Annotated in this window: 24 protein-coding genes; 15 read left to right on the top strand and 9 right to left on the bottom strand. The window is 39.0% G+C overall.

Annotation, left to right across the window (positions count from 1 at the left end):
* Positions 1 to 5 precede the first annotated feature (5 nt).
* Both EHQ59_RS12040 and aat read left to right on the top strand, forming a co-directional pair.
* On the top strand, positions 6 to 737 hold the full coding sequence (locus EHQ59_RS12040) for a hypothetical protein (protein WP_135619883.1): 732 nt from the start codon (positions 6 to 8) through the stop codon (positions 735 to 737).
* Positions 734 to 1,399 carry a leucyl/phenylalanyl-tRNA--protein transferase gene (gene aat, locus EHQ59_RS12035; protein WP_135619882.1) on the top strand — a complete coding sequence of 222 codons (666 nt, stop codon included), beginning with the start codon at positions 734 to 736 and terminating at the stop codon, positions 1,397 to 1,399. The genes EHQ59_RS12040 and aat overlap by 4 nt, the downstream gene beginning before the upstream one ends.
* Here the strand turns inward: aat and EHQ59_RS12030 are convergent.
* Both EHQ59_RS12030 and EHQ59_RS12025 read right to left on the bottom strand, forming a co-directional pair.
* A complete protein-coding gene (locus EHQ59_RS12030) occupies positions 1,377 to 1,967 on the bottom strand; it encodes a hypothetical protein (protein ID WP_135619881.1) in 591 nt (196 codons plus the stop codon). The two genes, aat and EHQ59_RS12030, sit on opposite strands and share 23 nt — an antisense overlap.
* 7 nt (positions 1,968 to 1,974) lie before the next feature.
* Positions 1,975 to 2,304: an Mpo1-like protein gene (locus EHQ59_RS12025; protein ID WP_135619880.1), complete on the bottom strand. Its 330-nt coding sequence runs from the start codon at positions 2,302 to 2,304 to the stop codon at positions 1,975 to 1,977.
* A gap of 216 nt (positions 2,305 to 2,520) precedes the next feature.
* On the opposite strand from EHQ59_RS12025, the gene EHQ59_RS12020 reads away from it, so the two are divergent.
* Positions 2,521 to 2,808 (top strand): LIC10235 family protein, encoded by a 288-nt coding sequence (locus EHQ59_RS12020; RefSeq protein ID WP_015677117.1) that lies wholly within the window; start codon positions 2,521 to 2,523, stop codon positions 2,806 to 2,808.
* On the opposite strand, the gene EHQ59_RS12015 is transcribed toward EHQ59_RS12020, so the two are convergent.
* A complete protein-coding gene (locus EHQ59_RS12015; protein ID WP_135619879.1) occupies positions 2,801 to 2,989 on the bottom strand; it encodes a DUF1289 domain-containing protein in 189 nt (62 codons plus the stop codon). The two genes, EHQ59_RS12020 and EHQ59_RS12015, sit on opposite strands and share 8 nt — an antisense overlap.
* Before the next feature lie 86 nt (positions 2,990 to 3,075).
* On the opposite strand from EHQ59_RS12015, the gene flgN reads away from it, so the two are divergent.
* The 7 genes from flgN to EHQ59_RS11980 all read left to right on the top strand — a co-directional run bounded on the left by flgN (position 3,076) and on the right by EHQ59_RS11980 (position 8,679).
* Positions 3,076 to 3,588 carry a flagellar export chaperone FlgN gene (gene flgN / locus EHQ59_RS12010; RefSeq protein ID WP_135619878.1) on the top strand — a complete coding sequence of 171 codons (513 nt, stop codon included), beginning with the start codon at positions 3,076 to 3,078 and terminating at the stop codon, positions 3,586 to 3,588.
* Between the two features lie 9 nt (positions 3,589 to 3,597).
* Complete coding sequence (flgK, locus tag EHQ59_RS12005; protein ID WP_135619877.1) at positions 3,598 to 5,511, top strand: flagellar hook-associated protein FlgK; 1,914 nt, start codon at positions 3,598 to 3,600, stop codon at positions 5,509 to 5,511.
* Positions 5,512 to 5,516: 5 nt separating this feature from the next.
* A complete protein-coding gene (locus EHQ59_RS12000; RefSeq protein WP_244245527.1) occupies positions 5,517 to 6,782 on the top strand; it encodes a flagellar hook-associated protein 3 in 1,266 nt (421 codons plus the stop codon).
* A gap of 52 nt (positions 6,783 to 6,834) precedes the next feature.
* Positions 6,835 to 7,296, top strand: coding sequence for a flagellar assembly protein FliW (gene fliW / locus EHQ59_RS11995; protein WP_208652380.1), 462 nt, complete (start codon positions 6,835 to 6,837; stop codon positions 7,294 to 7,296).
* A 3-nt stretch (positions 7,297 to 7,299) separates the two neighbouring features.
* Positions 7,300 to 7,539 carry a carbon storage regulator CsrA gene (gene csrA / locus EHQ59_RS11990; protein ID WP_135619874.1) on the top strand — a complete coding sequence of 80 codons (240 nt, stop codon included), beginning with the start codon at positions 7,300 to 7,302 and terminating at the stop codon, positions 7,537 to 7,539.
* Positions 7,540 to 7,600: 61 nt separating this feature from the next.
* Positions 7,601 to 8,275 carry a lysophospholipid acyltransferase family protein gene (locus tag EHQ59_RS11985; RefSeq protein ID WP_135619873.1) on the top strand — a complete coding sequence of 225 codons (675 nt, stop codon included), beginning with the start codon at positions 7,601 to 7,603 and terminating at the stop codon, positions 8,273 to 8,275.
* A complete protein-coding gene (locus EHQ59_RS11980; RefSeq protein ID WP_135619872.1) occupies positions 8,272 to 8,679 on the top strand; it encodes an OsmC family protein in 408 nt (135 codons plus the stop codon). Before EHQ59_RS11985 ends, EHQ59_RS11980 begins: the two co-directional genes overlap by 4 nt.
* Positions 8,680 to 8,685: 6 nt before the next feature.
* Here the strand turns inward: EHQ59_RS11980 and EHQ59_RS11975 are convergent, their stop codons facing one another.
* From EHQ59_RS11975 to EHQ59_RS11965, 3 genes are read right to left on the bottom strand one after another with little or no spacing between them, the layout of a single operon-like run.
* On the bottom strand, positions 8,686 to 9,513 hold the full coding sequence (locus tag EHQ59_RS11975; RefSeq protein WP_135619871.1) for a metallophosphoesterase: 828 nt from the start codon (positions 9,511 to 9,513) through the stop codon (positions 8,686 to 8,688).
* A gap of 13 nt (positions 9,514 to 9,526) precedes the next feature.
* Positions 9,527 to 11,761 (bottom strand): alpha-glucosidase, encoded by a 2,235-nt coding sequence (locus EHQ59_RS11970; protein ID WP_135619870.1) that lies wholly within the window; start codon positions 11,759 to 11,761, stop codon positions 9,527 to 9,529.
* Between the two features lie 60 nt (positions 11,762 to 11,821).
* The gene (locus EHQ59_RS11965) at positions 11,822 to 12,673 is read right to left on the bottom strand and encodes a sulfurtransferase (RefSeq protein ID WP_135619869.1); all 852 of its coding nucleotides are present in this window, start codon (positions 12,671 to 12,673) and stop codon (positions 11,822 to 11,824) included.
* Between the two features lie 172 nt (positions 12,674 to 12,845).
* Between EHQ59_RS11965 and EHQ59_RS11960 the strand changes: the two genes are divergently transcribed.
* The 4 genes from EHQ59_RS11960 to EHQ59_RS11945 all read left to right on the top strand — a co-directional run bounded on the left by EHQ59_RS11960 (position 12,846) and on the right by EHQ59_RS11945 (position 17,491).
* A complete protein-coding gene (locus EHQ59_RS11960) occupies positions 12,846 to 13,721 on the top strand; it encodes an LIC11113 family protein (RefSeq protein WP_135619868.1) in 876 nt (291 codons plus the stop codon).
* A complete protein-coding gene (locus EHQ59_RS11955; protein ID WP_135619867.1) occupies positions 13,714 to 15,171 on the top strand; it encodes a S1C family serine protease in 1,458 nt (485 codons plus the stop codon). Before EHQ59_RS11960 ends, EHQ59_RS11955 begins: the two co-directional genes overlap by 8 nt.
* Entirely contained in the window at positions 15,158 to 16,522 is a 1,365-nt protein-coding gene (locus tag EHQ59_RS11950; protein WP_135619866.1) for a PDZ domain-containing protein, read from the top strand. Before EHQ59_RS11955 ends, EHQ59_RS11950 begins: the two co-directional genes overlap by 14 nt.
* Before the next feature lie 63 nt (positions 16,523 to 16,585).
* Positions 16,586 to 17,491, top strand: coding sequence for an ATP-binding protein (locus tag EHQ59_RS11945; RefSeq protein WP_135619865.1), 906 nt, complete (start codon positions 16,586 to 16,588; stop codon positions 17,489 to 17,491).
* On the opposite strand, the gene EHQ59_RS11940 is transcribed toward EHQ59_RS11945, so the two are convergent.
* Complete coding sequence (locus EHQ59_RS11940) at positions 17,482 to 18,831, bottom strand: hypothetical protein (protein ID WP_135619864.1); 1,350 nt, start codon at positions 18,829 to 18,831, stop codon at positions 17,482 to 17,484. The two genes, EHQ59_RS11945 and EHQ59_RS11940, sit on opposite strands and share 10 nt — an antisense overlap.
* 79 nt (positions 18,832 to 18,910) lie before the next feature.
* Here EHQ59_RS11940 and EHQ59_RS11935 point away from each other — a divergent pair, with 79 nt between their 5' ends.
* The gene (locus tag EHQ59_RS11935; protein WP_135619863.1) at positions 18,911 to 19,537 is read left to right on the top strand and encodes a hypothetical protein; all 627 of its coding nucleotides are present in this window, start codon (positions 18,911 to 18,913) and stop codon (positions 19,535 to 19,537) included.
* On the opposite strand, the gene EHQ59_RS11930 is transcribed toward EHQ59_RS11935, so the two are convergent.
* Together EHQ59_RS11930 and EHQ59_RS11925 are read right to left on the bottom strand one after the other, a co-directional pair.
* Positions 19,515 to 20,792: an oligosaccharide flippase family protein gene (locus tag EHQ59_RS11930; RefSeq protein WP_135619862.1), complete on the bottom strand. Its 1,278-nt coding sequence runs from the start codon at positions 20,790 to 20,792 to the stop codon at positions 19,515 to 19,517. The genes EHQ59_RS11935 and EHQ59_RS11930 overlap by 23 nt on opposite strands.
* 3 nt (positions 20,793 to 20,795) lie before the next feature.
* Positions 20,796 to 21,803: a phosphatase PAP2 family protein gene (locus tag EHQ59_RS11925; RefSeq protein ID WP_208652368.1), complete on the bottom strand. Its 1,008-nt coding sequence runs from the start codon at positions 21,801 to 21,803 to the stop codon at positions 20,796 to 20,798.
* Positions 21,804 to 21,829: the final 26 nt, after the last annotated feature.

Here is a 21,829-nt window from a genome sequence, read left to right as displayed (position 1 = left end):
AGAATATGATACGTAAAATCCTAATTTTCGCCATAGTTTTTCCATCCTTTTTGCCACTTCTAGCAGAAAAACCTAGATTCCAATATTACGGCAAAGCCTACGACCTAACGACAGGAAAATACATCTACTCGGATAATCATAAAGAATATTATAATAATGGAAAACACACTCACTCCGAAATCCAATACAAAGATGCGAATGGAAAGGTGTTTGGATCGAAACACATTGAATTTGATCAGAACCCAGAAGTTCCCACATTCAAAACGGTAGACGAACGCGATGGATACACAGAAGGAGCTGACGTTAAGGGCAAGTCGGTACGGTTATTTTACAAAAGGAAAAAAGAAGACCCACTTTCTGAGAAAACCTATACTCCCAAAACCCCAGCTGTGATGGATGGTGGGTTTGATTATTTCGTTCGAAACAATTGGGACGCGATCGCAAATGGAGAAAGATTATCCTTTCATTTCATTGCACCCGTTCAACTCGATGATTATAAATTTGCGGTATTAAAAATCAGAGACGGTGAATGGAAAGGAAGACCTGCCACCTACATGCGTTTGGAAATTGATAACTTTGTTTTGAAACAAGTGGTGAAACCCTTTTTATTAGTATATGATGTACAAACTCGCCGAATTTTACAATTCGAAGGACTTTCCAATATCAATGATGAAAACGGGAAAAGTTTAAAAGTAAAAATCGTTTATGATTATCCAAAGGAAGTTTTGGAACCTTGACAAAAAGGAGTTTTGCACAATTTTTTAAAAACCCACGAGAGTGGAGGGAAGATTTGGTCGCCGTTGGTGGCGACTTTTCCGTAGATCGTTTGTTATACGCCTATACGCATGGTATTTTCCCTTGGTCGGAAGATCCGATTCGTTGGTATTGTTTGGATCCTCGTGCGATCTTTGATTTAAACCGAGTCCATTTTTCGAAAACCGTTTTGCGGAAAGTAAAACAAAATCGTTTTCGGATTAGTTTTAATGAAGCCTTTTCCATCGTTATGGAAGCTTGCGCTTACCGTGAAAAAGACAATACTTGGATCACACCTGGTTTCATCGAAGGGTATCGGGAACTTCACAAACAAGGTTGGGCCCATTCAGTAGAAGTTTGGAACAAAGAGAATGTTCTTGTAGGTGGTGTGTATGGGGTAGCGATCGGAAAGTTTTTTGCAGGGGAAAGTATGTTTTCCTTTGAGTCAGATGCAGGAAAAATTGCCCTCTACCATTTGTTTGCAAAACTCCGTGTTTCGGGTTTTGTATTATTTGACACCCAACAACTCAATCATGTGACTTGGCAGTTAGGTGCTTATGAGATCCCAAAATTGTCTTATTTGGATCGTTTGGAAAAAGCAGTGGAAACACCATCCACTTGGGTCATTCCACCTTCACTCGACTGATTTCATCCAACTCGACTTTCCAAAGTGATTGCACTTCTTTTGTAATCGATTCCCATTCTTTTTCCCCAATCATCGGTGCTTTGTAAGGATCATAATTAGGATGGTCTTCCAAAAATTTGATTAAATCCTGTTGGCCTATCGTGGTTCGCAAAATTTCTGCTTCTTGGATTTCTGTCTCAGGATTCTTTTCCCCTTGGATGAAGAATGGTTTGGACAAACTCAAAGAAAGACGGTGGAACTGGTGTAAGCTTAAAGCATAACCAATTCGTAATAAAATTAAACTTTGGTATTCTAAACTCACTTTGCGATACTCGGTCGCATCATTAAAGGTCAATGCTGAATTGCTACCGTAAGTGATATGAACTTCGTTCTGATTGTCTTTGTCCAAACCGACTTCCATTCGTTTGAATTCACTCCCTAAAATTTTTGGTAAAATCATTTGGGAATACTGGACCAAGTTTTCATGATTTTGGTCTCGTATCGAAGTGATCTCTTCTTTCGTGATCGAATTCGGACGACACGATAAAAACAAAACAATGATGATGAGGAAATTGAGAACTAGATTCATCTTAATTTTATTTTGACTTCGTTTTGGCAAATTCAGCATCAATGCGACCAGTTAACATTTTGAAATACATGATCCAATCGGAAACAAAGGAATAAAGAGGGTAAGTGAAGGTTGCAGGACGATTCTTTTGGATAAAAAAATGTCCGATCCATGCGAAGAAATACCCACTAACAAGTGCCAAACCTAAAATATAAAATTTACCAGTAGTGATAAACCCTAAGATACATCCAAGAGCAAGGCTTGAGCCAATAAAATGTAATGCACGATTGATTGGATTACTGTGTTCTTCTAAGTAAAATGGGAAAAAATCTTTGAGAGTTTTGTATTTCTTTTCCATGTTTTGGTTCCTTTCACTAAACCTTAGTCGATCTTTTCACTTTGCCAACACAAAAATGATTCCAAATATTAGAGTTTGTCCCTAGATTTTGAATCTATATTCGGGAATTCAGATATGATTTTAAAATAGAGTTGCGCTTTAGTGGGTGGAAACTAATGTGCATTAACATTTAGAAACTAACAGAGAGTTAAATTTAGTAGGAAAGCAGGAGATTGTATGAAACCTAAATCGATTAAACCGGATGAGCTGAACAAGATTTTTTCCGAATTAAAAAAAGGAGAAGAGTCTGCCATCGGAAGTTATTTGGTAAAAGGAGTTCGTCTTCAAATCAGTAAATACAATTTATCAGGTGCCGAACGAGTTCAATTGTTATACAAAAGAAGAAGAGCACAAGGGATGTGTATTGTATGCGGAAAAAAAGTCACAAAGAAAAATCCATCTACAGATCAACTCTATAGACTCTGTGAAGAACACCGCAATAAAATTGATAAAGGTTCTAAATAACCGAATCCTTGGTAGAGTTTCCCGCCTTTCGTAGCGGGAGCTCCTCCCAAACCTTTTTTTTCTCTTCTTCGGTCATCCTAGACCAATTCCCAATTTCCTCAATCGTACGAAAACAGCCCGCGCAAAGCCCAGATTCGGGATCCATCATACAGACTTTCGTACACGGTGAGTTTCGAGACATAGACCTGAAAATAGTAAATTTTTATAAATTTTCCTAAGCTAGTTTGGGAATCCGTCGATCCTTCCCATAAGGGAAAAGGAATTCGCATGTTGGATTGGGTAGAATCACTTAGAAGTTTATTTACTACAGAAATAGACTGTTACAAGCGCCTTTTGGATTTGGAAGGCAAAAAAAGACAGGCCATCCACCAAGCGGACGGCAAATCACTCGAGTCCTTTGTCAAAGAAAGTTATCATATCATGGTAGAAGCATCGGAATTGGAACGAATCCGGATGAAAACCATAGAAGATGTCTATGAAAAGGAAAAGTTTCAAAAAGACGAATCTTCCATCACACTCACTCATTTTTTAAACCAAATGGACCGTGAGTCCAATTTTAAACTCAAAACCTTTGCATTGGAACTAAAGAAGGTGGTGGCAGACTTAAAAGACGCCATCATTACGAACGAAAAACTTCTAAGAACCAGAAAAGAATTTTTACAAGCAACCGTAGACTCGTTGCAAGAGTTATCTCGTGAAAAGGTATATACCTCTCACAAACAACCAACAAGGCGTGGGCAGAGCCAAAAAGGCGCGATCATTTTGAACGCGACTGCCTAGGAGAATCGTATGGGATCCACATTCCAAGGTATAGAAATCGGAAAACGAGGACTTTCGGTCCACCAACAGGCGATCCAAACCACAGGTCATAATATTTCCAACGCGGATAACAAACATTATGCGCGTCAAAGAGTTGTCATGAACAGTATGGATCCAATTTACGATCCAGCGTTTAACCGCGCAGAAGTTCCTGGCCAAATTGGACAAGGGGTCAAGATCTCTGAGATTGAACGAGTTCGTGATAATTTCATTGACGATCGCATCATTGATTCCTCTTCCCTCAAAGAGTATTGGGGCAAAAAAAATGATTATTTGTACCAAGTAGAAACGGTTTTTAACGAACCAACGGGAACCACACTCAGGTCCATGATGGACCAATTTTGGTCATCCTGGGAAGACCTTTCCAATTACCCAGAAGAAACAGCACACCGTGCGGTAGTTCAGGAAAAAGCAGAAGCCCTTGGTTCCAGAATGGAAGATGTGTATCGAAAACTATCCCTTCTTCGTGACCAATCGAACCGTGAAATTGAAGCAAAAGTCAATCACCTCAATACTGTTGCTGAAAACATCAAATCACTCAATGAAAAGATTACCAAGTCGCAAGCGTTAGGTGATAATCCTAATGATCTTTTAGACAGACGAGATGAACTATTACAAGAACTCGCTGGTATGGCTGACATCACGATTGGACGAAGTGATGAAGATGAACTGATGGTTTTTATTGGCCAACAAATCCTCATCCAAGGACAAAAGGTTCATAAAATTGATTTGGTAGGAAATCCAAACAACGATGGACTGCTTGATTTAAAATGGTCACAAACAGGAGATACAGTGCTTCTGCGAAAGGGAAGTATCCAAGCTCTGTATGAAATCCGAGACCGAATCCTTGTCGAAAAAATCAATGCTGTGGATGCACTTGCAATCAATGCCATGGATGTCATCAACGAAATCCATAAAGATGGATTTGGACTGAATGGCAAAACCAATGTGAACTTCTTTGAACAAAGAGCTCTTGCCACCAATACCTTCGGGGAAATTGATACCGATGGTGATGGACTGAACGATAAAACAGCAGTCTTTCGTGTGACAGGTCGCACTTCCCTTGATCCAGATCGCCCGATTGGAATCTCAGGGACCATGCGATTTCTCAAAGCAAGTCCTGGTGGGGAAACAGAGATCCTTGTACCCTATTCCAAAGATGATACCTTAAATGCCGTCATCAAACGAATCAATCGTTCGGAAACTGGGGTTGTGGCTTACATGTCGCATGACAACCAGTTGGCGCTAAAAGCAACGACAAACCCAAACGATAAAAAAGAAAACTTTATGATCCGCCACTTGGAAGATTCTGGAGAACTCCTTGTAGGTCTCACGGGAATTTTGACTGCCTCAGGAGTCTCTGGATCTTTTGATTACCGTAAAATTGGTGAGATCAATAAGTTCCAATCCAATGCCCAAGACATCACACTCACTCCGATGTACCATCCATCTTCGTTCTTTAAAATGTCTGATGATGTGAGAAATAACCCAGCAAACATTGCTGCTGGTCGGGGTAAAGATGTGAATGGATCTGGTGATTACAATTCACCAAACGGTCAAAAAGACGGGTCCAATGCACTACTCATTGCGGCAGCCCTTCGTGAAAAACCAGTGATGTTTGATTACTCCAAAACAACGGATGATTTTTACAACTCACTCATTTCAAGATTGGGAACCGAAGCTCGTGAAGCCAAACAAGAGTATACGACGCAAAACGAACTGATGGTGGAATTAGAAAACATGCGTCAGTCCGTGATGGGTGTGAATTTAGATGAGGAGATGGCAAATATGGTTCAGTTCCAACAATCTTATAATGCCTCGGCTCGGATGATCTCCACACTCAATGAAATGTTAGATACCATCATCAATAGGTTAGGTGTATAATCATGATCAGAATCACTAACATGATGCAAAACAATTCCTTGGTGCGGAACTTAAACCGCCACCAAGTGGCAATGGACGAAACCCAAACGCAACTAGGGACTGGATTAAAAATCCGTAAACCCTCAGATGATCCCGGTGCCGCCACAAACCAAATGTACTTTCGATCCCGACTGAACGAACTTTCCCAATACGAAGAAAACATTGGGGACGGATACCAACGTCTGCAACAGATTGATGGTGTCCTCGATAAGATGGGTGAAATCTTCCAACGGGTACGTGTTTTAACCGTACAAGCAGGGAATGGTATTTACCAAGGGGACAAAGGGTTTGAACTCGAAGTGGCCATTGGAAAAGAAATCGACCAACACCTACGTGCCATCGTGGATCTTGCCAACGCACGTGATGCGACAGGCCAACCGTTGTTTGGTGGACATGTCATCGAAAGACCTCCATTTGAACCAATTGAATCAAAAATTAAAGGTTTGCAAGGCCTAGAACTGAAAAACCAATACGTGGGTGTCGAATACCGCGGGGATATCGGGGAACAACTCCGTGAGATTGAAAAAGGGGAATACATTCCCATCACCATCCCAGGGAACAAAGTGTTTTGGGGAACAAACGTAAGTGTCACATCCAAAGTGGACAACTCAGCTTACCAAGCGACCTCCGACCAAAAGTTCAAAATTGATGGAGTAGAAATCCATATCTCTGTGGGTGATACCATTGATGATGTGATTGATAAAATCAATAACGCTCCTTTGGAAGTGAAAGCAAGTAAACTTGCTCAAGATAACATTTCGATTTCTTCCACAGCTCCTCACCAAATTTGGTTAGAGGATGTAGATGGGGGAACAGTGTTACGCGATATCGGGCTAGTTGAACCTAGTGCCAGTGAACCACCGAATAATTTTTCTAAATCGGCAACGGTAACAGGACTTTCTGTTTTTGATGTTCTCATCCAACTTCGAAATGACCTCATTCAAAAAGACCAAGAACGAATTGGTGGTCGCGATTTAGGTGATTTGGACTTAGCATTAGAAAATATTTTACGCCATCGTTCTACCATTGGTGCACGTATGAATCGTTTGGAACAACATGAAGAACGAGTTTCTTACGATAAAATGTACATGACAGAACTTCTTGCTAAAAACGAAGGGATTGATTTTCCAGAAACTATCATGAACATGAAGTGGTTGGAAACAATTCATAGTTATGCGTTAAATGTAGGATCCAAAATCATCAAACCAACATTGATGGATTTCCTCAGGTAATTGGGATTAAATGACAGGCACATTAGAAAGATTAGAAACAACAGGAACTAGAATGTCGGTAACGATTCATACAAAACCTTTCGGAACCATCCAAGTGGATTCAAAACAAATTCTAAATTTCCCACAAGGGTTACTGGGATTTGAAGAATTTGATGAATATGCGCTGATCGAAGAAAGTGCAGAAAGTCCATTCAAATGGTTACAATCCACAAAAGAATCGGGTCTCGCATTCATTGTGATCCAACCTGAATTGTTTATGAATCATTACAAACCAGCCATCAGTGACGAAGAGTTACATGACATTGGTTTAACTAGTTGGAAAGAAGGGATAATCTTTCTCATTGTGACCATTCCACATGACAATCCCAAAGGGATGACTGCCAATTTACAAGGGCCAATCATCCTGAATGGGAAAGAAGGAAAAGGAAAACAATGTATTTCCCGAGATGAAAACCATCCCATTCGTAAAAACATCATCGAGTCAATGGAAGAAATGTCTTCCGAAAAGGTTTAGCTCGTGTTAGTTTTAGCTAGGAGAAGTAACCAATCCATTATCATCGGTGATGACATTGAAATTGTCATTGTTGATATCAAAGGGGATCAAGTAAAGATTGGTGTCAAAGCTCCGAAAAATGTTTCTGTCCATAGAGCAGAAGTGTACAAAGAAATCCAAGAAGAGAACAAAAAGGCTGCTGGTACAAATATCAAACCAGAAGATTTAGGCAAGTTGGGAGACTTATTTAAGAAAAAAACTTAACTTGATCTTTCCTTCCACACAAAATTCTCTGGAGACAATCTCCAGGGAGTGATTTCCTCTTTTGAAACGAAAAATTTTAGTTAGGCTATTACCATTAATCGTTGTTTGGTTCCAACGTCTAATCGGCTTTACATCACGATTTCGAATCCTCAAAAACGAACAATACGAACACTTATTTCAAAACAAACAACCTTATATCTATTCGATTTGGCATACGAATGTTTTGTATTCTCCGTATTTACACCGAAACAAAAACGTTGCTGTTCTTATTTCTGAATCAAAGGACGGAGATTATATCAACCAAGTCGTACATCGGTTTGGAAACACAAGTGTGCGTGGCAGTAGTTCCAAAGGTGGATCCAAAGCTTTAAAATCTGTGATCCAACATTTAAAAAAAGGATTACCTGCCGCATTCACTCCTGATGGACCAAGGGGACCTGCTTTTGTGTTACAACCTGGAATCATTGCTGCGGCACAAGTCACACAAGTTCCGATTGTTCCCTTTCATTATGAATGTACGAGGCAATGGGTATTGGAGAGGGCCTGGGACAAACACAGAGTGCCAAAACCATTTACCACCTTTGTTGTATCGTATGGGGAACCAATTCAAGTCCCTCGCAATTTGAACGAGGAAGAATTTGAAAAAATGAGATTGAAAGTCGAAGATGCTATGTTAAAAAATCGGGACAAAGCAATCCAAGAAGCGGAACGAATTCGCAAAGGAGATTTGAAATGACAGCAGTATTCGAAGACAAAGTCATCGTCACCACAGAAAAAACCAAATACGAAACGAAAATCACTAAAGGCAAACACGAGTGGATCTCCGACGAACCAGCGGATAAAGAAGGAACTGACCTAGGGCCAATGCCAACGGAACTTCTTGCTTCTTCCTTAGGTGCCTGTACATCGATTACAATTCGTATGTATGCAGACAGAAAAGGGTATGCGTTAGATTCTGTTTCCGTCCAAGTAACAATCGATAAACGTTCCCCTGAAGATCACAAATTCATTCGTGAAGTCATTCTCAAAGGAAATTTAAAACCAGAGGAAAGGGAAAGGTTGTATTCCGTTGCCAATGCTTGTCCTGTTCATAAAATCCTCTCTGGTAAAATCGAAATTGAAACTACACTTATGCCTTAAACTTGATCATACCCACATCGGGATGACGGTGGCAGAACCCCCTGTCCATTCGATCTTTGTGTGGAAATGTTTTCCTTCTCGGATCCTTGGGACTTTGGCTCCATTCACGTAAAAAGTCCCACCCGTATATTCATGGGTTTCCCTTTCTTTGGTTTTGCTGATGGAATGGTGCATGTGCCCTGAGAGAACCAGGGGAACTTTTTTTCCAATGGACTTGGCATATTGAATTGCTTCTGTTAAATCAAGGTCTCCCCAATCCCCACCTTCTTTTTTAAATTCAGCACCATACATCGCATTTTTGGCAGAACCGAGACCAAAAGGCCCGTTATGCGAAAGAAAAAGTAAATGTTTTTCCTTGGTTCCATCAATCAGTCGTTTGTATGTCGCGAGGGAAGTTTCCATATCTGTCACGTGATAGGTTTTTTTTAGGTGAGGGGCAAAGCTAAGTCCTCCACCCATGGCATGTGGTCGTCCCACAATGAGAGACAAATCCAATTCTTGAGACAGTACAAGAGAACTATAACCAAGGATGGTGATGGGTTTGACTCGTTCGGAAAGTTTTTGTAACCGTTTCCCTTGTCCCAAATGACCCGATCGGATAAGCAGACGAGATTGTACAATCTCACCGATGACGGATGTGAGACTGGTTCCATCCCAATTCCCTGGAATCATGTACGCGCGTTTGGTGAGACCTTGGAAGGAAACTTTTCCCAGTTTGGGATTTCCTCTTAGGTCTCCTGTAAAAAATAAAAAGTCATAATCAGACTCATTGAAATACTCAATGTCTTTTTGGTTCCAATAGCCGTGGATGTCTCCAATCAATGCAAATTTCATTTGGGATGGATCCTTAATTTTTGTTCCGAATGCTTTCTAAGGAAGAACGAATGAGACCTTCTGATTTTCCACCAACGCGGATAAAAGCAGGTGGTTTTCCAATCGGTGCCGGTACTTGGATTTTTCGGTTTCCTTCATAGGTAGTGCCTGTCCAAAAATGAGCCCACTTCCCACGAGGTAAGTATACATCTTGTACAATTTCATTGGATTCGACAACAGGTGCGACGAGTAAATCATCCCCTAAGAAAAACTGGTATTTGTATTGCAGAAGAGTTTTGTCCTCTGGTTCCACAATGGCGTTGTGTCTCACCACAGGAAGTCCTGTTTTGGAAGCTTCTTCCACCAAACTTTGAATATATGGTTTTAATGCAAAATGGATCCTTGCAATTTTGGCAAAAAGTTGGACCGTATCTTCATCTCCAAGGGATTTTGTTCCGTCTGGTTTGGTGTAAGTGTATACTTGCCAGTTTTTCAGAGGTCGGTTTCCTTCATGGGTGCGAAAGACAGGAGTAAAAGCAGAAACTTCTGCCCAACGTAATAATAATTCTTTTGTGCGGTGGTAGTTTTTTAATGGATTGGAAATGGTTGTGTATCCACCAATATCACTATGGTTTAACGCATAACCGCTGATACCCGATGTTGTAAGACCTACAATGGAAGAAGGGAGTCCATCATTGGTTCCAAAACTGACCATTTGATCTCCTTCCCAAAAAAGTGTGGAATAGGCATTGGAATAACTATACCCTGCTCTTGTAAAAAAAACAATTTTTCCTTCCATCCCAGCTTCTTTGATGGCTTCGCGATTGATCCTTGCCCAATCTACTGGATAACGGTTGTGGTAAATTTTAGCATCCACACCAGAGTGGAGTTTGGCATCATAGGGCAACCATTCTCCGAAGTCTGCCATCCATCCGGAAAGACCCATTCCAATTAAATTCTTTTTGATGAGGTCCTTTGTCCATTTCACGGCAAGAGGATTGGTAAGATCTATGAGGTAAGCGGGAAAACCAACCGTTTGGATGAGGTAATCCTCTCCTTTTGCATTTTTGACGAGATAACCTTTCGATTTTGCTTCTGTAAGGAGTGGGTTTGTGAAATCATCTCCCGGTTTTTTGGGATCGGTATCAGCTAAGAAAGAATTGATATAACCTAACACCTGTACGTTTTGGTCATTCATCGATTTCACAAATTTTTTAAAGTCTGGGTAGAGGGTTTCATCGGCATACCAACGCCATTTGAGTTGATCACCGAAATTGGTAACACGCCTTCCACACCAGTCTTGGATCCAAAGAGCTGTGACAGGGTTACCAGCGTCTTTTGCTTGTTTGACGATGGCAGAAACTTTATCCGTTCCTCCTTGCACGCCTAACCAAGTTCCATACGCCCAATCAGGGAGTTTTGGAAAACGGCCTGTTTTTTTTGTGTAGGTTTCAATCAGAGATTTGGCAGAGGATCCAAGCCAAATGGTACCAGAAATGGATTTTTCAGATTGGAAGTCCCAAAACGTCAGTTTTGTTTTTTTAGGATGATCAAAATCAAACTTCGCATAACCGCTGTTTTCAAAAAAGACAGATCGATTTTCTGAACTGATGTAATGGGGGATCGGGGCATAGGTTGTATAAACGTTTCCACCAGCTCCTGCGAGTAAATTGGCACCTGTTGTGATGGGTTGGTCTCCACGACCAATGCCTTGTTCTTCTGTGAAGAAAAATGGTTTTTTCCCTTTGAACTCATCATAAGTGAATTGTTCCCCGAGTCCAAAAATTTTTTCTTCTGGATGAGATGCATACACAAGTTGGATACGATTTAAAGTTTCATCTGCAACAGTGATTTTGAATTCAATTTCGGTATCTGATTTTGCGAAAAAGTTGACTTGGTAATTGCTAGAACAATTTTTCCCTGTTAATTTACCAAGGATGGTAATTTTCCCAGGTTCTTTTTTGATGGAATCCACCGTTTGTTCGGAACAAGTACGTTTCGTTGATTCTTCAAATTTAAAGGAAGCCATTCGGTATTTGGAAATGGTTTCTACTTCAGAAACAGAAAGGAAAGGTTCATCTAACGAGAGTTGGATGAAGTTTTTGTCATAGGATGTGTTTTTGAGAACAAACTCAGTTGGTTTTTGGATCCATTGGATTTGTTTGGAAACTTGGAAGGTTTCTTCCTGAATAGGAATCGGTGTGAGAACACGGGATGCACATTCTAAAAACAAAAAGAAAAAACACAGGGATAAAAAACGAAAAACCATCGGATCCTCCAAGAGCGAGAGCTTAGTGAACCGATGGTCTTTAGTTACGTAAATCTTTTTTTAGACTTTCTTTCGATCGACTCCACCAACTCTTGGAGCCGCTGCCGCTACCCCTTGTTTGGCACCAAAAACAGCCACCGCTTGTTTTGGTAAATTGGACTTACGCCATTCAAACCAAGATCCTTGGTAGGTTGTGACGTCGATGTATCCAGCTTCTCGTAACATAAGAGCGAGTAAACAAGACCTCGCACCATTATAATCATAGATAACGGTTGGTCTTTCTGGCATAAAAGGAAATCCATTGAGGCGTTTTTTGAAAAGGGAACGTTCGATGAGATTGGCTTCTCCATCGTATAAATTCCTCCAGTCCCAAAGGAAAGCTCCTGGCAAACGACCACAAAGAGTTCCTTCTTCTGGAGCCGTGAGACGTGGAAGGCGACCTTCGTATTCGTCCATGGTCCTTGCATCAAAGATTTGTAATTTCGTCAGGTTTCGTTCCATAAAGGCTTTGTCGACAACACCTTCGATTGGTTTTGCCTTGTCTGCAATCGGAGGTTCAATTTTAAGTTCCCCTTTTGCTTTTTTGCCTTCTGCGGGCCATTTTTGACCGAGAACATATGCCTCTTTGATTCCCATCCCGCGGAGTAAATACACCATACGAGTGGAAAACATCCCCATTCCTTCATCAAAAACGATGATTCGAGTTTTTTTAGATTTTTGAAACTCTTGAACCACTGCGGCCATCGGGCCATACAATTTCTTTTGGGATTCAGGATCAGAGCCGAATGCTTTTTTGATAAATGGATAATAATATGCACCTTCTAATGTTTCTTCTTCATATGCTGATTGGGAACGACAATCGATGAGGAAGTCACCAGGTTCTATTTCGGTTTTAAGAAAGTTCCAGTTCAAAAAAGTATTCTCCTATTTCTTACATTACTTTTCCCCCCCTCGAATTTTTGAAAGTCTGAAAACCAAAAAAAAAAATCATCCCAGGTCTGGGACATAATGAGAAAAGAAATCAATCGATGAAGAGTTGATTCTAAGGGGTCAGGAATCCGATACTAAACATAGTCGGTAATCCATGAATTGGCATCTTTCAATCACATTCACTCTGATTTACTCTATATTTTCGTTAGCCAACCTTTCTGCTGACAAAATTCCTCTGGATCAATCTTTAACTGGATTAAAAGAGGATATGAACCAATGGAAACTTGGTAAAATTTCTCGTTCACTCAAACAAAAGATTCAAAAACGAGTGAGATATGCCACAAGTGACGAACACTGTAAACTCGAATTGGCTTCAAAAATTTCTTCTGTTACCTATTACCGACTCAGTTGCCAAGAAACAGGGGAACCGAGTTTGATTGAATTTTTATCACAAAAAAGAAATACACTCAAACAAAACGAATTCCGTTTAAAGTCTGTTCAGCGAATCGGAAACAAACAATACCTGGAGATCCAAACAGGGCAAAGCATTCCAAATTCACAAGAATTACGGGAACCCAAACAAAATCTAGATGATACGGATTTAGATTACCCACAAAAAAATGAAAAACAAGTGGAAGGAAATTACCGAAAATCCTCCTTCCAAATCAAACCCATTCAAAATCCAAATTTGTTTTATTTCCAATCGATTGCTGAAAATCCAAAACGAAGAAAGGAAGTTCCCTCCAATTTAGAAGTTTTTTTTGATACGTCTTGTCCTTTAGAATTTGTAGAAAAAGATCAAAGTTTTTATTGGGACCAAACGGTATCTTATGTTTTTCGCATCACGTGCGTTAAAGATTCAGTTTATCGGTTGTTACGAGTTCCATCGGCATCATCAGGGGAACTATTAGTTTCCAACACGATTTGGAAAGATCCGTTGCCAGGAGAACGAGTTTTGGGTAAAGCTCTCCTCAAAAAAATTTCAGAAACTCAAATCATTTGGGAGAAAGTAATTCTGTATTATGAATAAAATTTTATTAGTTTGTCTCACTGTATTTTTATGGAGTGAGTCCATATTTTCACAAATGGAAGTGGAACCAGCAGTGGATTCCATCTTTCGTTCCGTGGTTCTCATTCGGAATGAAGGGTTCAATACCGAAAACAAAACCCAACCATGGATGAAAAAAAATCTTTATACTGGTTTTGGATCGGGACTTGTTTTACCAAACCAAACCATTTTAACCAATGCTCACGTAGTACGAGATGCAAAACGCATTTTGGTGAAAAGTAGTTTTACCAAAAAAGAATACTTGGCAGATGTAAAATTTATCGGCTATGATTGTGATTTGGCTTTATTACAAGTCAATGATCCCGATTTTTCCGAACAAACAACATCATTAACTTTTTTAGAAGGGATCCCCAATTTAGGTTCTGATGTATTGTTACTTGGATTTCCAAATGGGAATGATAGTTTGTCAGTCGAAAAGGGATCCATACTTCGTTTTGAAAAAAATCGTTACACCTATTCTGGGTTAGATTATCGCAATGTGTTAAAGATATCTGCCAATATCCAACCTGGAAATTCTGGTGGCCCGGCAGTTCAAAATGGAAAAGTAGTGGGTCTTGTGTTTCAAATTAGTACTTTGGAACAAGGGATTGCGTATCTCATTTCAAACGATATCATTCGTCACTTCTTAGAAGACATTGCTGATGGAAAGTATGATGGATTTCCCAACATTGGTTTTACATTTCAAAACGGAAATCCCAAAAGTTTAAAACAAGCAATGAAAGTTCCTTCCGGTGAAACTGGGATCTTTGTGAATCGAATTTATCCTTCTTCTACCTTTTCTAAAGTTTTAAAAGAAAAAGATTTTGTGACGGCTTTTGATGGGATTCCCATTTCCAACGATGGTGAATTAACTTTATCCAATAAAAAAGAATTTATCATCGATTGGATCGAAGACAAACAATTGAATTCAAAAGTTTCCATTACTTATTACCGTGCAGGAAAACAAAACCAAGCTGAAGTGAACTTACAAAAAAACTATGCATTGGAACTCTATCGAGATGGAACGGATGATTATTTTTTACAAGCAGGGTTTGTATTCCAACCCATCACTCGATCTTTTTTTCACTCAGAAGATGGTGATTTAGATAGTTCCTTACAATACCACTACAGTTACTTTATCCAAGACCTTCTCTATCGTTATACAACAAGAGATATTGTATTGAGTTATGCATTTAATGATCCGGAAACATCGAAATATAAAAAATATAAATACAAAGTTGTAGAATCGATCAATAACCGTGTTCCCAAAGACTTAACTGAATTTAAATCAATTTGGAAAGAAAACAAACGTGGAATGATCATCATCAAATTTCGGGGAATGGATTTACCAATTGTTCTCCGGCCAGAATCCATTTACCAAATGAACCAAAGAGTGAAAAAAAGATATGGTGCCAATTATGAAGAACTTTAAATCAATTGTCCTGATCCTTTTTTTCGTATCAACTTCTTCCATCCTACTAGCAGAAGAGTTTGAAGACAAACGTGTCATTGAATCGAGAGTCACCTTTCAAAAGATTAGCCACCAAAACCCATGGCTTGTTGGGGAACCTTTCTCAAGAAAATTGAATATCATTCATTTGGGTAAGGGGCTTTTTTTTGGTGTTACCCTTTCGAAACAAAATCCTGTCTATGCTGAATTTGAATCCTTTGATTATTCGGTTCCCAAACTTTCCATCAAAGCCTATGATGGGGAAACTGGATTTTTATTATTAGAATCAACAGGAATGCAGAAATTGCCAAAACCTGTTGCATTGGATTTAAAACAAACCACCAAACATTGTCCAAGTGGGAAATCCAAATATGTATATTTGCCGTTTTCCAAAACACCAATAAAAGTATTTCTGTTGGATCAGAAAAAAACGGAAGAATCTGATTTTTTCTTCAAAAATCAACTGTTATGCGGAATCACGATTTCTGATTTTCTAATCCCAACCGAATATGTGGAATTGTTTTTGCGTTCTGGTGGTAAGTCCTTCCCCCATCCAGGTTTTTTATTTGATGTGAATTTGACACCTTCCGAAAAGGAATATTATTCTAAAACATTTCCGAATCCACTTCTTGTCACGGAAGTAGTTCCTGGTGTAGGTCCTGCTTATAATTTATTCCCTGGGGATTTGGTGACCATGATCAATTCGTTTTCCCTTACCAAAGTGGATGAATGGGATCGTGCGGATAAAATTTTTGATTTGGTTTTACGCAAATCGGATGGGCGTTTGCGCGAATTAGGTGAGACGGTCCAACTCAAATTGTATCGCAATTTTCAAAATTATTCGGTATCCTATGATTTACGAGCTTACGATTCGAATGATTTTTTGATTCCTGAGGAAGCCAAAAACCGTAGGCCTTTGTATTTGATTGTCGGTGGATTTTTCTTTACGGAACTTTCCAATGCCTACCTCAAAGAGTTTGGAACTGAATACCGAGTGAAGTCGGAAAAAAAATTGGTGTATCTCTCTGATTATTACCAAAAGAAAGTCCACCCCGTAAGGGAAAAAATTGTGATCCTTAGCCGTGTTTTTCCCCTAGAAGGTAACCTAGGATACCAAGACTTTCAGGACTTGGTTTTAGAAAAGGTAAACGGGACTCGTATCAGCTCCCTAAGCCAGCTCAAAACTCTCTTACAATCCGAACAAAACAGTTATTTTGCCTTCGAGTTGTCAGGTGGTAAAATTGCCTTTTTTACTAAAAGGGAGATTTTGGATCTCCAACAAGAATTACAATCGACCTACAAATTAGGCCGTTCTTACAACCTAGAAGAGTAAAATTTAAAAATAGATTTACAATTGTTAACGCTTGGGGAAACTTTTTCCCTAAGTCCTTATCATATGAAAATCCTTTTTGTAGACGACGAAGAAACAATCCGCGAATTGTTTTGGGAATACTTCAAAGACGAGTTTAATGTCACTCTTGCCTCCGATGGGATGGAGGCACTAAGCATTTCTAACCAAAATACTTTTGATTTGATCATTTCTGACATCAGCTTACCTAAATTAAATGGAATCCAATTCATCCAAAAACTAAGGGCCGATGGAAACCAAACTCCCTTTCTCGTGATCACGGGAGATAGCGATATCCAAATTGCCATTGATGTATTTCGAATGGGGGCGGTTGACTTTTTTTTAAAACCCTTCCGAATGGAAGCTCTTCGCTCTCGGATCAAAAAGTTTGAGAATGCAGACATTGATCTCACTTTACTTTTTAATAGCGGAGAAATTACCCAATTTAGTGGTGATTGCAAAATTAAATTAAAACCACAAATTAAAAAACTAACTTCTTATATTGCCTTCTTAACCAAACAAATATTAAATTCTCCTCATGCGACTCCAGAAGATTTAATCTCCATCAAAATTGTATTGTATGAATTATTGGCAAACGCGATTGAACATGGTGTTGCTGGAGTGAGTTATGTTGAAAAACAAGAATGTTTGGAAGCAAATCAGGATTACTTTAAGTTCGTAGATGACAGATGTGCTGATACAAATTCATCCGTGTTTGTGGAGTTACTGATGGATGATGTTGGGGTGACTGTTGTCATCCGAGATGAAGGGAATGGATTTGCAGTAACAAAAATTCCCAATCCGATAGAAAATCCAAGTGCCAATTTAGTCAGTGGGCGAGGCATCTTTTTAGCAAAAATGAATATTGATTCGATTGTTTATAATGAAAAAGGGAACGAAGTTCGATTTTTTAAAACATGGAATCGGATCGCAGGCAAAAACCTTCAAAACTGAATTCCTAACGAAACATAAAATCTCATATATTCTTTGATTGGTTCTTTTTCCGAAAATGGTTCAGTGACGAGAACTCTTTGTCTACGAGGATCCATTTCAGCATAAGAAACACTGAATTGGGAAACTAAATTTCCATAATCTTTTGCTGTTAGGCTAAGTTTGGCGATGGCTTCTGTACCTTTGCCTAAAATGGAATCAGCGCGGTTCAAAAACAAATCACTTCGGATCCAAGAATTCCAATCCCAACCAAATTGAATGCCAAACATTTGGATTCCTTTGTTTTCAAAATTTGGATTCTGAGATGTGGATCTGTCCCGAAAGAGAGGAGGATGTACAAAGTCTAAGGATTGGTAAAGTAAAAACGACGAGTAACCACCAAGTACCCTTGGTTCTGCAAAACTAGACGCATAACCATTGCTATTGGAATCAAGTCGGTCTTTTTCATCTTTTTTAGTCACAAGTCCAGCGAATGCAAAACTCAGTTTTTCATTTTGTGAGTGTAGGGAAAAAAAACCTAAGTACGAATTGGTGGCAATTTTGGATTCAGACCAAGGGGAAGTGGATGATTTTGATTCACCAAGGAGTCGTATGGCCGCAAAATCAAATCCCCATGTTTCAAAAAATGGTTTGGAAGAAAATTCGATCCCACTATAAGAATAACGTCCCGAAATTCGTTGTCCAGATCCAAAAGCCTGATTGGTGTTGTGATTTGGGTCTTCATAGACAAAATGAAAGATTCGAAACTCATCCCAAAATAGGATGTTTTCAGAGGAGATTCTAACTCCATACAATTCTCTGCGGTAACCAGACCAAGGAGGACCAAACCAATTTTCCAATTCGGGTTTTACATTCAAACGAACTCCCGTTATGCGAAAACCAGATTTTGTATTCAGGGACATGGAAAAAAAATTGGCCATACCCACAAAGATAAAACCATATCGATCCAATCGATGAAAACCACGACCGATCTCCATCGAAACTTGGATTTTGGCAATCTCCTTTGCAAAAAGAAAACTACCTTCTGAGTCGTAAACGGTTCGCACTTCTTTGTTTGTGACACGAGATTCGGATAAAACGATGCGAGGTGCTAAAAAAAGCCCATAACTTGCGTTTGGAGTCAGATAGGAAAAGAGAGTAGGTGTTGTGATCAATCCTTCTGCGTGATAACGATTGGCTTTCTCCGCATCCATCCCACCTTTTTGTGATTGGAATCGACCACCCGAAATCAGGGAGGTCTCCGATCCGAATCCAGTTTGCGTTGCATCGTCTTGCAAACGAGGCACTCGTTCCTTGGGGACAACTCTTCCGAATTGACGGTTGGCACGGTCATCGTCTCGCACGGAGTCGGAATAGGTTTGGGCCGTTAGCTTCGAAAAAAAAGACAGAAAGAGGAGCGAAACTATCCCGATACTAAAAGGGATGAAGAAAATACTTTTGAAATATCGACATGGATTTCTTCTCATTTTCCCTCTTCTGTTGGTTATTTTTTCTTACCGTGAAGCTGACACTCGTTTTTCCTACGACCTCAGTCGATTTTTTGAAAAAACAGATCATAGCAAAGAAGAAGCTGTGATTGTTTCTTATTTATTACAAAACGAATCATCGAAGTTATCTCTGCGTAGGAAAAAAGAATTTGCAAGAGTTGTCGTTAGATTTTCACAAAAACTTCAATTTCCTGACAAATCAATGTTAGGCGAATATCCACCCATCCCTTCGCTCTTTTTACTTGCTTGGGCTAAAACAAGAACAGACTTTGATCCCAATCTTCCAAAAGGATATGGAATTCTTGCATTATCAGAAATTTTCATTCGGGAATTTGAATTGTCTGCTGGAGTGAAAATCAATCGCGATTATGATGTCAAAAATGATGCAATCCAATTCAAAATGGTTCTTCTCAAGTTTAAAGAATATTTGGCGGAAGGAAAATCAGTACAGGAAGCCTATCAAAATATATATGGGACAATCTTAAGTCCTAATGAATGGGAAAATCTGATCAAACATTACAAAAAAATCTACGAGTATGTTATTTCCGAAAATAAGCCATAAAGTATCCAATGAGTAATAACCAAGATACAATTTGACCTAAAAACAACGATACTGCGGCACCATTGGCGCCAAAATCAGGAATGATCCAGTAGTCAAAGATAGCACCAAAGATTAAACGTAATAAGGCAAGACCTGCAAGTAATCTGGGTAAACCTAAAGCAAATAAGGCAGTTCCCAGTGGGGCAAATACCAACTGTAATAAAAAGTTTGGATATAAAATCTTAAAAACAGAAATGGAGTTTGTATACTTCATTCCGAATAACAAAGTTAAGATGGGTTCTGCCAATAAAATTCCTGGTGATAAAACAATCGCAATCATTCCACCGAGAAAAACTGATTTTTTAAGAACTGTTGGAAATTCCTCTGTTTCGGCAATTCGTGCCAATTTGGGATAAATGATGGAATTAAACGTGGCTAGGATGATGATAAATCCACTAAACAGCTGTAAGGCGGTTCCATAATCTGCTACAATTTCAGGTGGATGAAACTGGTTTAGAAAGAAAATTTCTAATCGATCGGATAAAATAGCACAGATTGATGCGGCAAAGGCCCATAAATTGAATAGAAGTAATTTTTTTTCATTCAAACGGATTTCGGAAGCCTCTGCTGAAAACGAAATCTCTTCTTTTCCAAAAAATAGAAAAAACAAAAACAAAACAAAGATAGGGGCAATACAAAAAATCGCCAAGATATCCATATAGGTCAATGGATGAGTGTTCGTTTCAGAAAAATATATGAGTAAAAGAAGTCGCACTACATTCGGAAGTGGATTCCACAAAGACAATGATTTGTATTTGCGATAGGAAACAAATAGGCTTTCGAAATAAGAGATAAAGGAAATGATGATACCACCGAACAACAGCAGTAATAGGACAAGATAATTTTCATCACTTGTAAAGTAGAGGACGATGGTGATGACAGAAAGAAATAAAAAGGAGTAAAACTTGATGCGAAGAGAAGCATTTAAGATGGCTCCTGGGTTTTCCTTTTTTTCGGCCAAAGGTGAGATGTATTTGATGAGGGCATTGGGTAATCCAAATTCCGCAATGGCAAGGACAACGGGAAGGAAACCTAAGAAGTATTGGAGTTTTCCGTTTTCTGCTTTGCTTAGCAAATTTACGGAATAAATCATAAATACAAGATTGGTTACGGCAGAAATTGCCTTGGAACTACTCACAAAAAAGGAGTTTTTTAAGACTCCTTCCTTCATGAGTTCTACTTTTAGGATTTGAAAGATTTTTTTAATTTTTTGCATGTACTAGTTTTGCAAAAACTTTCCTTTTTGTATCTTTTGTAAGACAAGAGGAACGATACAAACCAAGGCAAATCCCACCACTAAATAACGAATGTAACGTAAAAATAAATCATCTTTCCATACTGAGTTTTTGATGAGAATCCCTGGAACGATATAAAACAAACTGATCACGATGGCTAAAACTATGAGTCTTACGAAAAAGGGTATCCAAAAATTTCCAAACGATGGTGATACAAAATTGAAATTAAACTTTGGCATACTCCAAGTATAAAATTCTTTTTTACTAAAACGTGGATAAAATAAAATACCAAGCCAAAATCCTCCTAACGCACCACTCGCCATAATCATGCCGACTAACGTATAATGGTGTTCTTCCGAAAGAAAAGAGGAATCTAATGTGATTGGGGAGAGTGTCACAACAATTCCGAGTAACGCTAATGTGCGGTAATGTTTCGTTTCAATAAACACTTTCTCTTTTTGATCATAATATCGCTTCAAGAGAAATAGAATTAAAATGAGATGTAGAACACCCAAAACAAATCCTAATGTAACGTCCCCTAAATAATGTACTTTGAGATACATTCGAGAAAATGGCATAAACAAGATGATGAAAATGGACAAAAATCGAATCCAAACATTTTGAATTCGATAGGCTAACATTCCCCAAACGACAGTGGTCGTATAAACATGACCTGAAGGCATTCCAAAGGCTTTTTCATCAAAAAGTTCAGGATAGGGAAATGGCCTTGGACTTTCTAAATAAAACTTAAATAGATATCCCAGGATTCCAGAAGTCAAAAGGCCCAGTGCCAATTCAAAAGCAAGTTTCGGTCGTGTATAAATGTATACAAAAGAGATGAATCCTAGAAAAAAACTACTTCCACCCAAATAATGGCAAATGGATGAAATCCCATATAAGATTCCTCCAAGAGATGAGTCCCAAAGGTGTAAGGATTCCAGAGGGCCAGAAGAGAACCAAAAGGAGACGTTTGCTAAAAAGAGTTCATTCATAGGATTTTCCATCTAAGATGAAAATC

Source organism: Leptospira kemamanensis, from assembly GCF_004769665.1.
Lineage (GTDB): Bacteria > Spirochaetota > Leptospiria > Leptospirales > Leptospiraceae > Leptospira_A > Leptospira_A kemamanensis.
This window is presented reverse-complemented; position numbering and strand designations above follow the sequence as displayed.